Source organism: Pseudomonas lurida (genome assembly GCF_013522705.1).
Classification (GTDB): Bacteria; Pseudomonadota; Gammaproteobacteria; order Pseudomonadales; family Pseudomonadaceae; genus Aquipseudomonas; species Aquipseudomonas quebecensis.
In genome coordinates, this window is the sequence record NZ_JAAMRE010000001.1 from 346,342 (window position 1) to 364,602 (window position 18,261).

At 62.2% G+C, this 18,261-nt stretch carries 15 protein-coding genes; 7 read left to right on the plus strand and 8 right to left on the minus strand.

All coding sequences use genetic code 11. The annotated features are described in order from the left end of the window. Nucleotides 1-224: 224 nt before the first annotated feature. On the plus strand, nucleotides 225-1,412 hold the full coding sequence (locus tag G7025_RS01530) for a benzoate/H(+) symporter BenE family transporter (RefSeq protein ID WP_181076121.1): 1,188 nt from the start codon (nucleotides 225-227) through the stop codon (nucleotides 1,410-1,412). A gap of 102 nt (nucleotides 1,413-1,514) precedes the next feature. Here the strand turns inward: G7025_RS01530 and G7025_RS01535 are convergent, their stop codons facing one another. Beyond that, entirely contained in the window at nucleotides 1,515-1,859 is a 345-nt protein-coding gene (locus G7025_RS01535; protein ID WP_090400317.1) for a YggL family protein, read from the minus strand. 238 nt (nucleotides 1,860-2,097) lie between these two features. On the opposite strand from G7025_RS01535, the gene dacB reads away from it, so the two are divergent. Continuing rightward, nucleotides 2,098-3,558, plus strand: coding sequence for a D-alanyl-D-alanine carboxypeptidase/D-alanyl-D-alanine endopeptidase (dacB, locus tag G7025_RS01540; RefSeq protein WP_181076123.1), 1,461 nt, complete (start codon nucleotides 2,098-2,100; stop codon nucleotides 3,556-3,558). A 73-nt stretch (nucleotides 3,559-3,631) separates the two neighbouring features. Here dacB and G7025_RS01545 read toward each other — a convergent pair whose 3' ends face one another. Beyond that, nucleotides 3,632-6,019 (minus strand): sensor domain-containing diguanylate cyclase, encoded by a 2,388-nt coding sequence (locus tag G7025_RS01545; protein ID WP_181076125.1) that lies wholly within the window; start codon nucleotides 6,017-6,019, stop codon nucleotides 3,632-3,634. A 142-nt stretch (nucleotides 6,020-6,161) separates the two neighbouring features. Further along, nucleotides 6,162-8,426, minus strand: a complete 2,265-nt coding sequence (rlmKL, locus tag G7025_RS01550) for a bifunctional 23S rRNA (guanine(2069)-N(7))-methyltransferase RlmK/23S rRNA (guanine(2445)-N(2))-methyltransferase RlmL (protein ID WP_181076127.1) — start codon at nucleotides 8,424-8,426, stop codon at nucleotides 6,162-6,164. Nucleotides 8,427-8,956: 530 nt separating this feature from the next. Here rlmKL and rmf point away from each other — a divergent pair. After that, nucleotides 8,957-9,172, plus strand: coding sequence for a ribosome modulation factor (gene rmf / locus G7025_RS01555; RefSeq protein ID WP_002553055.1), 216 nt, complete (start codon nucleotides 8,957-8,959; stop codon nucleotides 9,170-9,172). Between the two features lie 123 nt (nucleotides 9,173-9,295). On the opposite strand, the gene G7025_RS01560 is transcribed toward rmf, so the two are convergent. The 5 genes from G7025_RS01560 to sctC form a co-directional block, all read right to left on the minus strand. Continuing rightward, nucleotides 9,296-10,324, minus strand: a complete 1,029-nt coding sequence (locus G7025_RS01560) for a quinone-dependent dihydroorotate dehydrogenase (RefSeq protein ID WP_181076129.1) — start codon at nucleotides 10,322-10,324, stop codon at nucleotides 9,296-9,298. A gap of 90 nt (nucleotides 10,325-10,414) precedes the next feature. Next, the gene (locus tag G7025_RS01565) at nucleotides 10,415-10,873 is read right to left on the minus strand and encodes a transglycosylase SLT domain-containing protein (RefSeq protein WP_181076131.1); all 459 of its coding nucleotides are present in this window, start codon (nucleotides 10,871-10,873) and stop codon (nucleotides 10,415-10,417) included. Further along, nucleotides 10,866-11,255, minus strand: a complete 390-nt coding sequence (locus tag G7025_RS01570) for a winged helix-turn-helix domain-containing protein (RefSeq protein ID WP_181076133.1) — start codon at nucleotides 11,253-11,255, stop codon at nucleotides 10,866-10,868. The genes G7025_RS01565 and G7025_RS01570 overlap by 8 nt, the downstream gene beginning before the upstream one ends. Before the next feature lie 154 nt (nucleotides 11,256-11,409). Continuing rightward, entirely contained in the window at nucleotides 11,410-11,664 is a 255-nt protein-coding gene (locus G7025_RS01575) for a FliM/FliN family flagellar motor switch protein (protein ID WP_181076135.1), read from the minus strand. Continuing rightward, nucleotides 11,651-13,102 (minus strand): type III secretion system outer membrane ring subunit SctC, encoded by a 1,452-nt coding sequence (gene sctC / locus G7025_RS01580; protein WP_375139318.1) that lies wholly within the window; start codon nucleotides 13,100-13,102, stop codon nucleotides 11,651-11,653. Before sctC ends, G7025_RS01575 begins: the two co-directional genes overlap by 14 nt. Before the next feature lie 246 nt (nucleotides 13,103-13,348). Between sctC and G7025_RS01585 the strand changes: the two genes are divergently transcribed. The 4 genes from G7025_RS01585 to G7025_RS01600 all read left to right on the plus strand — a co-directional run bounded on the left by G7025_RS01585 (nucleotide 13,349) and on the right by G7025_RS01600 (nucleotide 18,254). Continuing rightward, on the plus strand, nucleotides 13,349-14,575 hold the full coding sequence (locus tag G7025_RS01585) for a CmpA/NrtA family ABC transporter substrate-binding protein (RefSeq protein ID WP_181076137.1): 1,227 nt from the start codon (nucleotides 13,349-13,351) through the stop codon (nucleotides 14,573-14,575). Between the two features lie 13 nt (nucleotides 14,576-14,588). Next, the gene (locus G7025_RS01590) at nucleotides 14,589-15,164 is read left to right on the plus strand and encodes an ANTAR domain-containing response regulator (protein ID WP_181076139.1); all 576 of its coding nucleotides are present in this window, start codon (nucleotides 14,589-14,591) and stop codon (nucleotides 15,162-15,164) included. A gap of 208 nt (nucleotides 15,165-15,372) precedes the next feature. Further along, nucleotides 15,373-16,584 (plus strand): nitrate/nitrite transporter, encoded by a 1,212-nt coding sequence (locus tag G7025_RS01595; protein WP_181076141.1) that lies wholly within the window; start codon nucleotides 15,373-15,375, stop codon nucleotides 16,582-16,584. Then, nucleotides 16,584-18,254, plus strand: a complete 1,671-nt coding sequence (locus G7025_RS01600) for a bifunctional protein-serine/threonine kinase/phosphatase (RefSeq protein ID WP_181076143.1) — start codon at nucleotides 16,584-16,586, stop codon at nucleotides 18,252-18,254. The genes G7025_RS01595 and G7025_RS01600 overlap by 1 nt, the downstream gene beginning before the upstream one ends. Nucleotides 18,255-18,261 lie beyond the last annotated feature (7 nt).

Consider the following 18,261-nt stretch of genomic DNA (forward strand, 5'->3'; position numbering starts at 1 on the left):
GGCACTCGGGTTTGGAGAACGGCGGCGAATTATCGGTAATACGGCAACAGCGGGTCGCTGGCAAGTATCCGCTAAAAACAGGGCACATTGTACACAACCCAATGAGCCAACACACTGTACGGCTGTTTGCGCCGCCGGCTGTATTGCAATGGGTATCAGCGTTTGAGTTTAGGCTTGAATCCGCACCTCCACCGGCCAAACCCAGGTAAAAGGAACACCTTTCCATGACCGAAGCCACCCAAGCGCGCCTGCGCCCGCTGGCGGACACTTCCCCATCGGCCGTTGTCGCCGGTTTTATCGCGATGATGACCGGCTACACCAGTTCTCTGGTACTGATGTTCCAGGCCGGGCAGGCCGCCGGATTGACTACGGCGCTGATCTCTTCATGGATCTGGGCGATCTCCATCGGCATGGCGGTGTGCAGCATCGGCCTGTCCCTGCGTTACCGCACGCCGATCACCATCGCCTGGTCCACTCCCGGCGCGGCGCTGTTGATCACCAGTCTGGGCGGCGTGAGCTACGGTGAAGCCATTGGCGCTTACATCACCTGTGCGGTGCTGGTGACGCTGTGCGGCTTGACCGGCAGCTTTGAAAAACTGGTCAAGCGTATTCCAGCGTCACTGGCGGCGGCGTTGCTGGCCGGCATTCTGTTCAAGATCGGCAGCGAGATTTTCGTCGCCGCCCAGCATCGCACCGGCCTGGTGCTGGGGATGTTCTTCACCTACCTGATCATCAAACGCCTGTCGCCGCGCTATGCCGTGCTCGCCGCGCTGATCATCGGCACCCTGCTGTCGGGGGCGATGGGGCTGCTGGACTTCAGCGGGTTTGAGTTGGAAGTCGCCACGCCGGTGTGGACCACGCCGCACTTCTCGCTGGCGGCCACCATCAGCATCGGCATTCCGCTGTTTGTGGTGGCGATGACCTCGCAGAACATGCCGGGCGTGGCGGTGTTACGCGCCGATGGCTACAACGTGCCGGCCTCGCCGCTGATCACCGCCACCGGCCTGGCCTCGTTGGTGCTGTCGCCGTTCGGCTCCCACGGCATCAACCTGGCGGCGATCAGCGCGGCCATCTGCACCGGGCCTCACGCCCACGAGGACCGTAACAAACGTTACACGGCGGCGGTCTGGTGCGGCGTGTTCTACGGCATCGCCGGTGTGTTCGGCGCGACATTGGCGGCGTTGTTCGCAGCGTTGCCCAAGGAACTGGTGCTGTCGATTGCGGCGTTGGCGTTGTTCGGCTCGATCATCAACGGCTTGAGCATTGCGATGAATGAACCCAGGGAGAGGGAAGCGGCGCTGATCACCTTCATGGTCACCGCGTCAGGCTTGACGCTGTTTTCCATCGGCTCGGCGTTCTGGGGGATTGTGGCGGGGGTGTTGACGCTGCTGATTCTGAATGGGCGGAGGTAGGGGTTAGCTGCAAGCTTCAAGCTTCAAGCTTCAAGCTTCAAGCTTCAAGCTTCAAGCTTCAAGCCACATGAGCTTGCGGCTTGAAGCTTGTAACTTACCGCTTCAATTCTTGGAATTGATCGGCTTTTCCGGATACCACACGTCCAGCAGCGGGCTGACTTCAGCCTTGGTCAGCTCGGAACGGGTTTTCAGCCAGGCTTCAACGGCAGCGCGCTGCTCTTCGGAAACCGAGCCACGCTTCTGCAGGCAAACCAGACCGTAGTCATCGCCGCCGACGTAGCCCAGACCGTTGGCTTCCATGGCTTCTTTGATGAATGCTTCGAGGAAAGCGTCGATAGCTTCTTCACTCAGGCCTTCTTTGAAGTCCAGGTTCAGTTCGAAACCCAGCTCTTGAAATTCATCAACGCACAGTTTTTTGCGCAGACGCTGGGAACGGTTAGTCGCCATTGGAACAGTCCTCTTAAGTAATAACGGCCGGCACTTTAGCAGTTTAAGGCGACGATTGCCCGACTCTCTGGGACAGGCGGCATTCTGCTGGAAAAAAAACGCCGATTTCCAGCTATCGTTCAGCTACAAATACGCCCGCCTTGGGGCATAATGCCGACACTTTCATGACCATTGAGGGATTTTTCTTATTGTCCCCTCGCCTTTTTCACCCTCCCTCAGCAGTAGGGTTTTACTCTTTATGATCAAATCTTTGCGTCCCCTGTTACTGGCCGGTTTTCTTTTGCCACTGGCCTTTTCCGTCACCGCCGCCCCGATCAATACCACCCTGCCGCCCAACGTCGCGCAGGCCCTGCAAAAAGCCAAACTGCAAAATACTGCGTTATCCCTGGTTATGCTGCCGCTCAACGGTCCGGGCACGCCGACCGTGTTCAACGCCGACGTGTCGGTGAACCCGGCCTCCACCATGAAGCTGGTCACCACCTACGCGGCCCTGGAAATGCTCGGCCCCAACCATCAGTGGAAAACCGAGTTCTACACCGACGGCACCCTCAGCGGTGGCGTATTGCATGGCAACCTGTACCTCAAGGGCGGGGGTGATCCCAAGCTGAACATGGAAAAACTCTGGTTGCTGATGCGCGATCTGCGCGCCAACGGTGTGCAGCAGGTTACCGGCGACCTGGTGCTGGACCGCGGCTTCTTTATTCCGCCGCAATTGCCGGAGTTCAACGACGATGGCAACGACGAAAACAAGCCATTCCTGGTCAAGCCCGATGCCTTGCTGGTCAACCTCAAGGCCTTGCGTTTCGTGACACGCAATGATGGCGGCCGGGTGCTGGTTTCGGTGGAGCCGCCGATTGCGAGCATTCGTATCGACAATCAGGTCAAGGTTTCCAACGCCAAGCAATGCACCGGGGATGTGCGCTACAACCCGGTGACCGCCGCCGATGGCAGCGTGACCGTGACCGTCAGTGGCCAACTGGCCGACGGCTGCAGTTCACAGACGTACCTGTCGCTGCTCGACCACGCCACCTATACCGCCGGCGCAGTGCGGGCAATCTGGAAGGAGCTGGGCGGCAGCATCCAGGGCCGCGATATCCAGGCGCAGGTGCCCAAGGATGCCAAGGTGCTGGCCCGCGCGTTCTCGCCGGACCTGGCGGAAATCATCCGCGACATCAACAAATACAGTAACAACACCATGGCCCAGCAGTTGTTCCTGAGTCTGGGCGCGCAGTTCCGCAATGATGCCGACGGCGACGATGCCAAGGCCGCGCAGCGCGTGGTGCGCCAGTGGCTGGCGAAAAAAGGCATCACCGCGCCGCACCTGGTGATGGAGAACGGCTCCGGCCTGTCGCGCGCCGAACGGGTCAGCGCCCGTGAAATGGCAGCCATGCTGCAGGCAGCCTGGAAGAGCCCGTATGCGGCGGAATACATCAGCTCGATGCCTATCGCCGGCACCGATGGCACCATGCGCAAGCGCTTGAAGACGACCGCCATGCGCGGCGAGGCGCACGTCAAGACGGGCACGTTGAACACCGTGCGCGCCATCGCCGGGTTCAGCCGTGACAACAACGGCAACACCTGGGTGGTGGTGGCGATCCTCAACGATCCCAAGCCATGGGGCGCTTCGTCGGTACTCGACCAGGTCCTGCTGGACCTGTACCGCCAGCCAAAACTGACGGCGGCGGCGCCGGTGCTCTAAAACAGCGTTAGCCTGAGGGGGGCTTGTTGCGGTGAACCATTAAGACAGGTGTAGACACCTCTGCCACATGCCTTCAAGCCCGCGCCCTCTCGGCCTCAACCCGGTCCCTGCCCGCCTGCTTGGCCACATACACCGCCGAGTCGGCGCGCAGCAGCAGCCCATCGACGCCTTCATCGCCCCGCCAGCTGGCCACACCAAAGCTGGCGGTGACAACGCCCACCGGATCCATCGGCGCGGTGCGCAACGACTGCCACAAATCCGTTGCCAGGGTGTAGGCCTGTTCGGCATCGGTGGTAGGGCACAGCACCATGAACTCCTCCCCGCCCAGACGGCAGAACACGTCGGTGCGGCGTAGACGCTGGCTGATGCGCGCGCATAACTCCTGCAGCACTGCGTCACCCACCGCATGGCCGTGCTTATCGTTGATGCGTTTGAAGTGATCGATATCCAGCATGATCACCGACAGTGCCCCGTGGGTTCGATTGAGCCTGGCGATTTCGGCGCGCAAGCGATCCTGGAAGTAGCGCCGGTTGTGAATACCGGTCAGCGAGTCGGTGATGGACAAGGCCCGCAACTCCTCCTCCACTCGTTTGAGATCGGAAATATCCGACACATACCCGTGCCACAGCGTACCGCCGCCAGGTAACTCTTCCGGGGTGGCCTCGCCGCGAATCCAGCGCAGGCCGCGTTGCGGCAGCAACACCCGGTACTCCTCGCGCCAATGGCTCAACTGCAGGGCCGACAAGCGCACCGAGGCGCGCACCCGCTCCACGTCCAGCGGATGGATGCGCTCGAATACGCGCTTGGCATCCTGCTGCAACAACCCGGTTTCGATTTCGTAGATATCGCGCATCCCGTCGCTGGCATAGATGAAGCGCCAATTGTCCTGAGGCTCCAGGGTGAACTGGAAGATGCCGCCGGGCACATGGGCACTGAGTTTTTTCAGCAGGCGATCCCGTGCAGCCAGTGCTTCGTAGGCGCGCTTCTGTTCGGTAACGTCCAGGTAGATCGCCAGGTGCCCCACCCACAAGCCATGGTCATCGAGCAGCACAGTGCCGAGCATATTCACGTTCAACGGGCTGCCGTCCTCGCGGATCAAAGTCCACTCGCGGGCTTCGTGCAGGCTGTCGGGGCTTTCGACCAGCATGGCCTGGCTCGCGGGGATGCGCTTACCCAAGGCCACGCCCAACTTGGCGGAACGCATTTCCAGCTCCGTCGCCAGGTGCAGGCTCTCCAGGGTCAGCTTGCCCACCACCTGATCGGCGGCAAAACCGAGCATCTTTTCAGCGCCGGCGTTGAAGGTATTGATGACACCGCGCAGGTCGGTGGCAATGATCGCGACCTGGGTGGCCGCGTTCAGCACACTGCGCAATTGGCCGTGTGCGCCGCGCAGCTCCTGCTCGCGCAGACGCAACTGCACAGTGCGCTGCTCCACCAGCTTCAAGGCACGCTGGCGTTGGCTCACGAGCACGTAGAGCAAGGCGCTGAGCAACAGGCTGAGCAAGCCGCCCATGATCAGGATGGCGCTCAACGAGGAATGGTTGGCCAGTTCGAACACTTTGCTCGGGCGCAGGGTCAGGGCATAGACATGATCGCCCAGGGTCAGACGACGGGCCCCGACGAGAGGGCTGTCGGCCACGACATTGTTCGATTCATACAGGACGCGTTGTTGCACATCGGATGTATCCACAATCTGCATGACGAGGTTGTCGCGTGGCGACTTGGGCAAGCCGTCGGCCACCAACTGGCGCATGCTGATCACCGCCATCACATAGCCGTAGGGTGGGTCGTTGCCCGCCTGGTTGCTTACCGGCGCTACCAGCAAAACCCCGGCGGCATACGCCGGCTCCACCCCCACCAGTTGCATGGGCTGCGACACCGCCAGCCTGCCACTTTTTTGCGCGCGCTCAAGGGTCGCGCGCCGCAGCGGCTGGGCGAGCAGATCAAAACCCAGCGGTGAACCCAACAGGCTCTGGGTCTGGCTGTAGAGCACCGGCACGTATTCATCGCGTTGCGGCGCCGGGGCCAACTCGCCCGCCGTGTTCAATTCACGGATAACAAAGTCCACACCGCGATCGTGGGAGACCTGGCGTTCGAACTCGCTGCGCTGCTCGCGAAACACCCGCGGCGCCCAGGCGTAGGCGCGGGCGCGCAGCAGCAAGGGCTGGGTGAACCCGTCGAATTCTTCGCGAGACACTTGCTGGGAATTGATAAAGAAACGCCGCAGGCTGTTAAGGCGCTGCTCCTGATCCTCGAAACGCTCCTGCAGGCGGGTATAGCGTTCGTTGACCAGCAATTGAAAGCGTTGGCGCACCTGCTGCTGATACAGGTCGTGAGTGGCCCAGGCGACGATACCCGTCAAGGTGCAACCGGCCAACAGCACCACCAATGCCACCAGCCAAGCCGACGCCTGCTCACTGATAAAGCCTAGGATTTTCGGGCGAACGGCTTGCAACGGCATAGGCAACACTCACAACGCCAGCGTGCGGGGGGGGGTGTCACTTTGGCTAGGCCTTAAGTTATAGCTATCGGCCCATGGTTTGACCAGCGCAAAAAAGCCGCAAGCCCTGAATATCCTGGCTTGCGGCTTTTTTGTGCAACCGTCAGCGGGCGGTGATTTTCCAGGCCCGGTGGATCTTGGCATTGCGCGCAAAATCCGGGTCGATGGTCTTGTCGCTGATTTCCTCGACCGCGTAGCGTTCGCTGAGGTTGTCTTCCAGCTGGAACTTGCGGAAGTTGTTGGAGAAGTACAACACGCCGCCCGGCGCCAGACGGGCCATGGCCAGGTCCAGCAACTGCACGTGGTCGCGCTGCACGTCGAAGATGCCTTCCATGCGCTTGGAGTTGGAGAAGGTCGGCGGGTCGATGAAGATCAGGTCGAATTCATCGCGACTGGCTTCCAGCCACGCCATCACATCGCCCTGCTCCAGGCGGTTCTTGTCGGAGAAACCGTTGAGGGAGAAATTGCGGCGCGCCCAGTCCAGATAAGTCTTGGACAGGTCGACACTGGTGGTGCTGCGCGCACCGCCCTTGGCGGCGTGCACACTGGCGGTGGCGGTGTAGCAATACAGGTTGAGGAAGCGCTTACCGGCCGCTTCCTTCTGAATCCGCATGCGCATCGGGCGGTGGTCGAGAAACAGGCCGGTGTCCAGGTAATCGGTGAGGTTGACCAGCAGCTTTACGCCACCTTCGCTGACCTCGGTGAACTTGCCCTGGGCGCTCTGGCGCTCGTACTGCTTGGTGCCGCTCTGACGCTCGCGACGCTTGACCACCACGCGGCTCTTATCGATATTCAGCGCCTGGGGAATGGCCGCCAGGGCATCGAACATGCGCGCGGAGGCTTTTTCCGGGTCGATGGACTTCGGCGCGGCGTACTCCTGCACGTGCACCCAATCGTGGTACAGGTCGATGGCCATGGAGTATTCCGGCATGTCGGCGTCGTACACACGGTAGCAATCCACGCCTTCGCGCTTGGCCCACTTGCCCAGCAACTTAAGGTTCTTTTGCAGGCGATTGGCGAACATCTGCCCGCCTTCGCTCAAGCGCGCCTGTTCGACCACGGGGGCCGGGGCCGGCTTGATCGGGTTGCCGTTCTTGTTGTACTGGCGCTCTTGCGGTTCGGTCGGCGCCTGGTCGTACGCGGCTTGCTCGCGTTCGGCCTGGCGCTGCTCCGGGGTGCGGCGCTCGCCGGTGACGAACTGGTCGGGGTTGACCTTGATCAGCAGCAACTTGCACGGCAAGGCGCCGTTCCAGAATGAGTACTGTTTGTGGCTGCGGATACCCATGCGCTTGCCCAGGTCCGGTGCGCCGGTGAACACCGCCGCCTCCCAACCCATGCACGCCTGGCGCAGGCGTTCGCCGAGGTTCTGGTAGAGGTACAACAGGCTGGCTTCGTCACCCAGGCGCTCGCCATAGGGCGGGTTGCAGATCACCAGGCCTTTCTGGTTCTGGTCCGGGCGCGGTTCGAAGGTGCCGACTTCGCCCTGGTACACCTTGATCCAGTGGCTCAGGCCGGCGCGCTCGATATTGTTGCGCGCGGGCTGGATCAGCCGCGGGTCGGCTTCGTAGCCTCGTATCCACAGCGGCGTTTTGTTCATGCCGATCGCGGCGCGCTCGGTGGCCTCGGCGTGCAGTTTTTTCCACAACGCCGGAACGTGGCCGAGCCAGGTGGTAAAGCCCCACAGTTCACGGTTGAGGTTGGGCGCCATGTCGGCGGCAATCATCGCGCCTTCCACCAGGAAGGTCCCCACGCCGCACATCGGGTCGGTCAGCGCGCCGCCTTCGGCAGCGATGCGTGGCCAGCCGGCCCGGATCAGGATGGCGGCGGCCAGGTTTTCCTTCAGCGGCGCCGCGCCCTGCTGCAGGCGATAACCGCGCTGGTGCAGACTGTGGCCGGAGAGGTCGAGGGACAGGATCGCTTCGCCACGGTCCAGGCGCAGATGGATGCGCAGGTCCGGGTTGATCTTGTCGATGGACGGGCGTTCGCCGGTTGGGGTGCGCAGTTTATCGACAATCGCATCCTTGACCTTCAGCGCGCCGAAATGGGTGTTGTCGATGCCCGAGCCGTGACCGCTGAATTCCACCGCGAGGGTGCCATCGGAAACCATGTGATCGGCCCACTCGATATCCAGCACGCCGTGGTACAGGTCTTCGGCATCCTTCATGGGGAAGCGCTTGAGCACCAGCAGCACGCGGTTGGCCAGGCGCGACCAGAGGCATAGGCGGTAGGCGGTTTCCATGTCGGCCATGCCGCGCACGGCCGAGGTGTGCTCGCGGGCTTCCTCAAGGCCAAGCCCGACGGCTTCCTCGATCAGCAGGCCTTCGAGGCCCTTGGGGCAAGTGAGGAAGAGTTCAAAACGGTCCGACATGGGGCATTCCAGGCTTTTCAGCAATAAATGAACGGGCGACGCATCGCCGGCTCGGTTTTCAATCAAGCACTTTTCTTGAAGAGTGCTCGCGTGGCACGAATGTGCCGTCCCACCCCGTCTGCCAGGCCTTGGGCCTTTATCGACGGGGCAGATAAAGATGTGCAGCAACAAAAAGAAATATTCCGACCCTTCGTCGAATAATAACCGACTGCAACAGACGGTCATTCTTACTTAAGGATTAAACCTTTCCTCTATGCGGGGTGCATCATAGCTGGCTTTGCCAGACAAATGGGGCGTAAAGCCATCCCAGCTTATGGCTATAGCATCGTTATCGTTACGTGCTTATGACAAAACGATCATTGAATCCATGTGACCTATTGGTTAGAACTCAACACAGGTTGGCGCCGTAACGACGCCGACACATCGGCTCGCCACGCCGGCAGCGAGCCCACCAACGGCAGAAAAACTCTGCCCGGCCTCAGACGAGGCCGAAGGATATCAAGACAGTCAACAAGTGAGGGAAACACCCTATGAGAAGACTTAAGCGTGATCCGTTGGAAAGAGCGTTTTTACGCGGATATCAATATGGCGTTCATGGCAAATCCCGTGAGCTTTGCCCATTTACTCTACCGTCGGTACGCCAAGCCTGGATCAACGGCTGGCGAGAAGGACGCGGCGACAACTGGGACGGTATGACTGGCACTGCGGGAATCCACAGACTCAACGAACTTCACGCCGTCGGCTAATCAGGGCACTTAATTCCGACACATCACCTTTGAAGCAGTAACGACTTACCATGCACGCCCCATCCGGGCGGCGGGCTTCGGCCCAGGGGGCTCCTTGAAGGAGCCCTTTTTTATGGGCGGCTCTCAGGCCTTCTTCGGCAGCGCGGCGATCGCATCCACGGACTCGCGAATCAAGGCCGGGCCTTTGTAGATAAAACCGGAGTACAGCTGCACAAGGCTCGCGCCCGCTGCGATCTTCTCGGCGGCGTGCCGGCCTTCGGTGATGCCGCCCACGGCGATGATCGGCAAGCGCCCGGCCAGCTCCGCCGCCAGTACCTTGACGATATGAGTGCTCTTGTCCCGCACCGGCGCGCCCGACAGGCCACCGGCCTCATCACCGTGGGCCAGGCCTTCGACGCCGACCCGGCTGAGCGTGGTGTTGGTGGCGATCACCGCGTCCATTCCGGAATCCATCAGGGCCTGGGCCACCAGCACGGTTTCTTCGTCGCTCATGTCCGGTGCGATCTTGATCGCCAGCGGCACCCGCTTGCCGTGACGCACAGCCAAGTCTTCCTGACGCTGGCGCAGGGCTTCGAGCAATTGCTTGAGGGAGTCACCGAACTGCAGGCTACGCAGGCCCGGCGTGTTCGGCGAGCTGACATTGACGGTGATATAGCTGGCGTGGGCGTAAACCTTGTCCAGGCAGATCAGGTAGTCATCGACCGCACGCTCGACCGGCGTGTCGAAATTCTTGCCGATATTGATACCGAGAATGCCGTTGTACCTGGCGGCCTGAACCCGGGCCAGCAGGTGATCGACGCCCAGGTTGTTGAAGCCCATGCGATTGATGATCGCCTCGGCTTCCGGCAGGCGGAAGATGCGGGGCTTGGGGTTGCCCGGCTGCGGTCGCGGCGTCACCGTGCCGATCTCGACAAAGCCGAAGCCGAGCTGGGCGAAGCCATCGATGGCCGCGCCGTTCTTGTCCAGGCCGGCAGCCAGTCCGACCGGGTTGGGAAAGTCCAGCCCCATCACCGAGACCGGCATTTTCGCCGCAGCCTTGCAGACCAGGCCATTGAGTCCCAGGCGGCCACCGGCACCGATCAGGTCGAGAGACAGATCGTGGGAAGTTTCCGGGGAAAGTTTGAACAACAGCTGGCGGGCCAGGTTATACATGGGCGGGCTAGACTCGGATGGCGGCGAAAGGTGGCGGCGATTATAGCCGGGGTGACGGTGCGCAGGCGAGGCGTGCCGCGCCAAACGACATCAACGCTGCATGACCAGGGCCTCATACCGTGCCCAGATTTTTTCCGCATAGCGCCTGCGCAACGCATCACGTTCCGGACCCGCACCCGGCCCCACGTTATAGGAACCCACCGCCGTCCAGTTGTAGCCGAAACGCTGGATAAACTCGGCAAGGATCGACGCCCCGACCTCTACCGACAAGCACGGCTCGCTCAACAACCGCTGCTCGGTAATCCCCAGCGCGAGCAGGCGCGGCAAATGGCTGCTGTTGATTTGCATCAGGCCGATATCCCAAGTGCCGTTGCCATTGGCGCGGTTGATCGCCCCCGCTTGATAACCCGACTCGACGGCCGCGATGGCCTGCAGCAACTCCGGCTCGATATCGTAACGGCTGGCGACCTCTTCCCAGCAATACGCCTGTGCTTGACGACTGCCGAATAACAGCCCCAACAACAATACCGTGGCCCAGCACCTACCCATGGTTGACCCGGCCGCAGGCCGAACACACCTGCTCCTTATGCCCCTGACCGCCGCGCTGGACCCTCACCGGACACGTGAAGCGGTAACCGCGGCCATAGATCGTCTTGATAAACGCTTTGTCGACACCCAAATGCTTGCGCAACGAATAGATGCAGCGCGTCAGCGATTCCTCGGCCACTTCGCCCTTGGGCCAGGCCAGCTCCAACAGGCGATCCTTGGTCATCAACACACCACCGGAAGCCAGCAGCAGCCGCAGGACATGCCCCTCCTTGGGCGGTAACTGAACATCACCGCCCTCTCCGCTCAAGCGCCCATCGGCGTGCAGCGTCCAACACGCAAAGACCAGGGAAACCGTCGCCAACTCATCATTCACGACGACCATATCTACCTCGGCATCCGACAACTGACATTGAAGTCCTTATTCCTTGACTGGCGTTTGCGCCGCTACAGCGACTATAAAAACCCGTCCGGCAACTCACGTTAGGAAAAAGCGCATAGATACAGCGTTTTCCGGAACAGCCCTGTAAGGCGTTTCTTCAGCGAACCCCACCAGGCGCCCACTCCTGATACACCTCGTGCAGTTCAACCCCAAGGCGGTCTTCCAACTGCACCAGTTCACCCAACGCCAGCAACTGGCCGTTCACCCGAACCTCGACGCAGTGAATGACCGCGGGCGCCAACGGCAATACCTTGCCCGGCGCAAAGGCGGCCAGGCGCCTGCGGCTGATCAACTGTTCCTGCAGAAGAATTTCCAGATGCATGACTGAACGCCTTATTTCACGGGAACACATCGCGACCCGGCCGCACAAACGCACGTTGCACGCGCTCATACTGCGCCGCGGTCAATGGCGGCGGCCCACCTGCGGCGGCCGCCCCTCTTTCCTCGCCTGCGACGGCGCGCGCCTGAATCACAAACAGGCGCACCTCACCCGAGGGCGCCGAGGCCCGCCCGCGATCTCTCTCACGCGAGTCACGCGGGAACGCCGCCAACCACAGACGCTTGCCGTGGGGCACACGAACCACGCTGCTGACCCCGATCCGCGCAACCGCGTCCGGTTTGCTGCCGCGCCGCTGGTCATTGATCGGTCGAGCGTCCTCGATCTCCAGCAGCATCTCGATCTCATTGGCCTCGGCGAAGCGCGGCAGCACACTGACCTGGGTCGCATAAGGCACCGGCTTCCATCCGGCGGCATCGTCGGCGAGGGGCGGCAAATGGAACGTGCGGTTGTCGTTGAACACTGCCGGCACATTTTCCTGCGTGAGGATCACCGGCAGCGCCACCATCTTGGCGCGCCGACGGCGCTCCAGCACGGCAAGCCGGGCCATCAAGCGGTTATCCTCCAGGGGTTCCATCACAGCGCTGGTCGAGGCCTCGCTGTTGTCGGCCCAGGCCGGCCGTAATGTGCTCAATGCGTCGCGGCCCACATCGACCAGCCACAGCGAGACCTCGATGGCTCGCTTGGGCGTGTCCAGCTCCGTCACCAGTTGCTCGATGAACCGTACCTGCGCAGGGTTGCCTTTGATCAGCAGACTGTTGGTGTCCGCATAGGCGATCACCACGAGCGCCTTGTCGGCAAGCACGCCCTTGCGCTCACCCGCCAGCAGGGTCTCGATCGTCGACGCGATCCCCGCTACCCGGAGCGTGCGTTCACCCATTGTGTATTCACGGTCCGCGACATGGGTGTTGAGTACCTGGACGACGCCAAAAGCCTGGTTACCCACGCGTAGATCCGCGCGCTGACGGTCCATCAGTTGCGCCAGGCGCAGCACCTGGTCCACGTAGTTGGGCGGGCCGGACACATAAAATGTCCGCCCCCCGCTGGCACGCAAGGGGTAGCGCGTTTCATCCAGCCCCGAGCGGCGCATGAGGCTGCGGAACCTGTCGATTGAAAGATGCCGCAATGCCACCGCCGAGCTTTTCGCTTCAGTAGCGTCATAGACATGGATCGCCTGCCCGTCGCCGTACCAGATCAGGCCCTGCTGCTGCGCCAGCCTCTCCAGGCTCTGCTGCGGCGCTGCCAAATCAAGCACACCACTCAAGCGCTTACGTGCCACCTCGCGGCTCACGACAATCGGCAGGCCCATGGGCACCGACAAGGCAGTGAACACGGTATGCAGGCTCTCATCCAGTGCCTGGTAGCTTTCGCCCCAGGCCATGCCATGGCCCAGCCACAGGACGGCACACAACAGCCAGCGGCATAGCGGGGTTTGGAGGAAGGCAGCGGGCACGGTAGGGGCTCCCGGGAGCTGGCGAAAGAAGCGGCCATACTGAGAGGCCACCTCTTTTCAATCTTGATGAAAAGTTGACGGCCGAGTCCCTTTCCCACCCGTGGCATGTGCCTTGCTAATGGACTCAGTATCAAAGCGCGCGCCAATGGCGGAGCGGGCTTACGGACAAAGGCGTCGTTACCCGCAATGGCCGGCATCGCCATCTGAGGGAACGGCGCTTTTTTTTGAAAGAAAAGGTAGGTGTGGATGAACGATTCGGTGGGCAACCGCCCGATAAGCGACGCGCTGGCGTGGGTCAGCGGCAGCGACGCTCCGGAAAAGAGCAGCCTCGACCTGGGGTTCATGGCCCTGAGCGATTGCGCCTCGCTGGTAGTAGCGGCGACCCAGGGTTTTGCACAACCCTACGGCTTGACCCTTAACCTCAAGCGCCAGTCATCCTGGGCCAACCTGCGGGACAAGCTGGTCAGCGGCGAATTGGATGCCGCCCATAGCCTGTATGGCTTGATCTACGCCGTGCACCTGGGCATCGGCGGCGTGGCGCCCACCGACATGGCGGTGCTGATGGGCCTGAACCAGAATGGCCAGAGCATCAACCTGTCGCGCGGCCTGCAGCAACAAGGGGTGGTCACTCCTGAGGCGCTGGAGCGCCACGTGCACCAAAGCCGCACAAAACTGACCTTCGCTCAGACATTTCCCACCGGCACCCATGCCATGTGGTTGTACTACTGGCTGGCGAGCCAGGGCATTCATCCATTACAGGACGTCGAAAGCGTGGTAGTGCCGCCACCGCAGATGGTTGCGCATCTGCAAGCGGGACGCATCGATGGCTTTTGCGTGGGCGAGCCCTGGGCTGCCAGCGCCGTCGCCCAGGATCAAGGCTTCACACTGGCCACCAGCCAGGCGATCTGGCCGGATCACCCTGAAAAGGTACTGGGCTGCACCCAAGCCTTCGTCGACCATTACCCCAATACAGCGCGCGTCTTGGTGATGGCCATTCTGGAAGCCAGCCGCTTTATCGAACAGAATCGCGAAAACCGACGCTCTACCGCGCAGCTGCTCAGCGGCGGCGATTACCTCGATGCGCCCCTCGAGTGCATCGAGCCGCGTCTGCTGGGGACCTACGACGATGGCCTGGGCCACCACTGGCAGGACCCCCACGGTCTGCGCTTTTTTGCCGAGGGCAGGGTCAATCTGCCCTACCTCTGCGACGGCATGTGGTTCATGACCCAATTTCGCCGCTGGGGGCTGCTGCGCGAAGACCCGGACTACCTGGGCGTGGCGCGCCAGGTCCAGCAACTGGCGCTCTATCGCCAGGCGGCCGCGGCACTGGGCATTACCGCCGGGGATCGGGACATGCGCAGCAGCCAGTTGATCGACGGCAAGGTCTGGGACGGTTCGGACCCGGCGGGTTACGCGCGCAGCTTCCGCCTGCACGCCCTGGTCGGCGACGCCAACCGCCAAGCCTTGCGCTGACAGGAGAAAGGCCATGCTGCGAATCCTGTTGATCAACGACACCCCACGCAAGGTCGGGCGCCTGCGCACCGCGCTGATCGAGGCCGGTTTCGAGGTGATCGACGAGTCGGGCCTGATCATCGACCTGCCGGCGCGCGTCGAAACAGTGCGCCCGGACGTGATCCTGATCGATACCGAGTCACCGGGGCGGGATGTGATGGAGCAAGTGGTGCTGGTGAGTCGCGATCAACCGCGACCCATTGTGATGTTTACCGACGAACACGACCCGACGGTGATGCGCCAGGCCATCAAGTCCGGCGTCAGCGCCTATATCGTCGAGGGCATCCAGGCCCAGCGTCTGCAACCGATCCTCGACGTGGCCATGGCCCGCTTCGAAAGCGACCAGGCCTTGCGCGCCCAGTTGCAGGCACGCGACCAGCAACTGGCCGAGCGCAAGCGCATCGAGCTGGCCAAGGGCATGCTGATGAAAATGAAAGGCTGCAATGAAGAAGAGGCCTACACCCTGATGCGCCGCCAGGCCATGAGCCGCCAGCAGAAACTGATCCAGGTGGCGGAGCAGATCATCGCCATGAGCGAGCTGTTGGGCTGATCTGGCTCAGCTTTTGCTAATCAAGCATTACAGGTAACCAACGGCGGTTGCCCCTCCACGACAAAGACGTCGCACATCCGGTTTGCTCTCGCGAACCCGGTGGCGGCGTTTTTTCGTTTTGGCCCCCTGCATGGGGCCGGTGGGGCGGCCGTTGCGGCTGTTCCATCACCCGGCCTTTTTACAACACTCCCAACCGTTGAGGTGCGTGATGAAATCAAGCTTCTGGAAATCCGGGCACACCCCGACCCTGTTTGCCGCGTTCCTGTATTTCGACCTGAGCTTTATGGTCTGGTATCTGCTGGGACCGCTGGCGGTGCAGATCGCCGCCGACTTGCAGTTGACCACCCAGCAGCGCGGCCTGATGGTCGCGACGCCGATCCTGGCCGGCGCGGTACTGCGTTTTCTGATGGGGATGCTGGCCGACAGGCTGTCGCCCAAAACCGCCGGGATGATCGGCCAGGTGATCGTGATTGTCGCGCTGTTCGGTGCCTGGAAGCTGGGGATACACAGTTACGAACAGGCCCTGGTGCTGGGGCTGTTTCTTGGCATGGCCGGCGCGTCCTTCGCCGTGGCACTGCCCCTGGCGTCCCAGTGGTACCCCGCCGAGCACCAGGGCAAGGCCATGGGGATTGCCGGAGCCGGTAACTCGGGCACGGTGTTCGCCGCGCTGCTGGCGCCGGTTCTCGCCGCAGCGTTTGGCTGGAGCAACGTCTTTGGCTTCGCATTAATCCCGCTGATCGTCACGCTCGTGGTCTTCGCCTGGCTGGCGCGCAATGCCCCTGAACGCCCGAAAGCCAAATCCATGGCTGACTATTTCAAGGCCCTGGGCGACCGTGACAGCTGGTGGTTCATGTTCTTCTACAGCGTGACGTTCGGCGGTTTTATCGGCCTGGCCAGCGCCCTGCCCGGCTACTTCAACGACCAATACCGCCTCAGCCCCGTAACCGCCGGCTATTACACCGCCGCGTGCGTGTTCGGTGGCAGCCTGATGCGTCCGCTGGGCGGCGCCCTTGCCGACCGGTTCGGCGGCATCCGCACCCTGCTGGGCATGTACAGCGTCGCGGCCATCTGCATCGCCGCAGTGGGCTTCAACCTGCCCAGTTCCTACGCGGCGCTGGCGCTTTTCGTCTGCACCATGCTCGGTCTCGGTGCGGGCAACGGGGCCGTATTCCAGTTGGTTCCGCAGCGCTTTCGCCGGGAAATCGGCGTAATGACCGGCCTGATCGGCATGGCCGGCGGCATCGGTGGCTTCGCTTTGGCAGCCGGCATGGGCGCAATCAAGCAAAGCACCGGCAGCTATCAACTGGCTCTGTGGCTGTTTGCCAGCCTGGCCGTGCTGGCGTGGTTCGGGCTGCATGGGGTCAAGCGTCGCTGGAGAACCACCTGGGGTTCTGCAGCCGTGACGGCTGCGCGCGTCTGATGAGCCTGCGACTGAGCGTCGCCCAAGCCAGCGCCATCGGTCCACGCATGGAAAACCAGGATGCGCTGCGGGTGGTCACGCCCGCGGCGGAACTGGCGGCCAGCAAAGGCTACCTGTGCGCGATGGCCGACGGCGTCAGCCAATGCGCCGATGGCGGATTGGCCGCGCGCTCGACCCTGCAGGCCCTGGCGATTGACTACTACGCCACGCCACAAACCTGGAGCGTGGCCCAGTCGCTGGAACGGCTGCTGCTGGCGCAGAATCGCTGGTTGCAGGCTAACGGCGGTGGCCAGCCGCTGCTGACCACCCTCAGCGCCCTGGTGTTTCGCGGTCAACGCTTCACCCTGGCGCATGTCGGCGACTGTCGGGCTTATCGCTGGCTGGATGGCGTGTTGCAGCGCATCAGCGAAGATCACGTATGGGAACAGCCAGGCATGCAGCACGTGCTCAAGCGTGCGCTGGGCCTGGACCAGCACCTGGTGGTGGATTTTCTCGATGGCCAGTTGCGCGAGGGTGAATGTTTTCTGCTGCTCAGCGACGGCGTATGGGCAACGCTGGGCGATCACAGTATCCAGGCGATCCTGCGTGAACAGGCCGACCTGGACCTGGCGGTGACCACCCTGGTCAACGCGGCCCATCTGGGCGGCAGCCAGGACAACGCCAGCGCTGTGCTGGTCCGCGTGGATGCACTCGGTGCGGCCACCCTGGGCGACGCACTGGTGCAGTTGCAGCAATGGCCGCTGCCGCCGCTATTAAAAATCGGCCAACACTTTGAAGGCTGGCAGGTGGATGCCGTACTGGCGCAAAGCCGACAATCCTTGCTCTACCGGGTACGCGATACCCAGCAGCAACCGTGGCTGCTGAAAACCCTGCCCTTGAACCGCGAGGACGACAGCGACGCCGCCCAGGCGTTGCTGGCCGAGGAGTGGTTTCTGCGCCGGGTGGCCGGGCGCGCGTTCCCGCAGGTGCATGCCGCTGGTAGTCGGCAGCATCTGTATTACGTCATGCGCGAGTATCCCGGGCGAACCCTTGCGGCCCTGTTCCAGCAGCAAGGTCCCCTGCCTCTGGCGCAATGGCAATCGATTGCCGAGCGCTTGCTGCGGGCGGTGGGCCTGCTGCACCGCAGGCAGATCCTGCACCGCGATATCAAGCCGGAGAACCTGTTGCTGGGGGACGACGGTGAGTTGCGCGTGCTGGATTTCGGCTTGGCCTACTGCCCGGGCCTGTCGGAGGACCATGCTCATGCGTTGCCGGGTACACCGAGCTTTATCGCACCCGAGGCTTTCAACGGCGAGAGTCCTACCGCCCAGCAAGATTTATACGGCGTTGGCGTCACCTTGTACTACCTGCTGACCGGGCACTATCCCTACGGCGAAATCGAAGCTTTCCAGCGCCCCAGATTCACTCAGCCCATCAGCGCCAACCGTTATCGTCCTGACCTGCCGGAGTGGCTGGCATTGAGCCTGGAACGGGCCGTGGCCGCGCAGCCGGCGCAACGCTATGAAACCGCCGAAGAATGGCTGCTGGCATTAGAGCAGGCTGACCGACGGGAGTTGAGTATTCGTCCCAGACCTTTGCTGGAGCGCGAACCGCTGAAGGTATGGCGTAGCGTGGCGCTGCTATCGGTGCTGATTAATCTGGTGCTTCTGTATGCACTCTTTCACAGCTGACCATCTC

Bases quoted from the DNA above. Each gene is read 5' to 3' on its own strand.
- G7025_RS01530 (WP_181076121.1), top strand. From the start codon at position 225: ATGACCGAAGCCACCCAAGCGCGCCTGCGCCCGCTGGCGGACACTTCC.
- G7025_RS01535 (WP_090400317.1), bottom strand. From the start codon at position 1,859: ATGGCGACTAACCGTTCCCAGCGTCTGCGCAAAAAACTGTGCGTTGAT.
- dacB (WP_181076123.1), top strand. From the start codon at position 2,098: ATGATCAAATCTTTGCGTCCCCTGTTACTGGCCGGTTTTCTTTTGCCA.
- G7025_RS01545 (WP_181076125.1), bottom strand. From the start codon at position 6,019: ATGCCGTTGCAAGCCGTTCGCCCGAAAATCCTAGGCTTTATCAGTGAG.
- rlmKL (WP_181076127.1), bottom strand. From the start codon at position 8,426: ATGTCGGACCGTTTTGAACTCTTCCTCACTTGCCCCAAGGGCCTCGAA.
- rmf (WP_002553055.1), top strand. From the start codon at position 8,957: ATGAGAAGACTTAAGCGTGATCCGTTGGAAAGAGCGTTTTTACGCGGA.
- G7025_RS01560 (WP_181076129.1), bottom strand. From the start codon at position 10,324: ATGTATAACCTGGCCCGCCAGCTGTTGTTCAAACTTTCCCCGGAAACT.
- G7025_RS01565 (WP_181076131.1), bottom strand. From the start codon at position 10,873: ATGGGTAGGTGCTGGGCCACGGTATTGTTGTTGGGGCTGTTATTCGGC.
- G7025_RS01570 (WP_181076133.1), bottom strand. From the start codon at position 11,255: ATGGTCGTCGTGAATGATGAGTTGGCGACGGTTTCCCTGGTCTTTGCG.
- G7025_RS01575 (WP_181076135.1), bottom strand. From the start codon at position 11,664: ATGTGTTCCCGTGAAATAAGGCGTTCAGTCATGCATCTGGAAATTCTT.
- G7025_RS01585 (WP_181076137.1), top strand. From the start codon at position 13,349: ATGAACGATTCGGTGGGCAACCGCCCGATAAGCGACGCGCTGGCGTGG.
- G7025_RS01590 (WP_181076139.1), top strand. From the start codon at position 14,589: ATGCTGCGAATCCTGTTGATCAACGACACCCCACGCAAGGTCGGGCGC.
- G7025_RS01595 (WP_181076141.1), top strand. From the start codon at position 15,373: ATGAAATCAAGCTTCTGGAAATCCGGGCACACCCCGACCCTGTTTGCC.
- G7025_RS01600 (WP_181076143.1), top strand. From the start codon at position 16,584: ATGAGCCTGCGACTGAGCGTCGCCCAAGCCAGCGCCATCGGTCCACGC.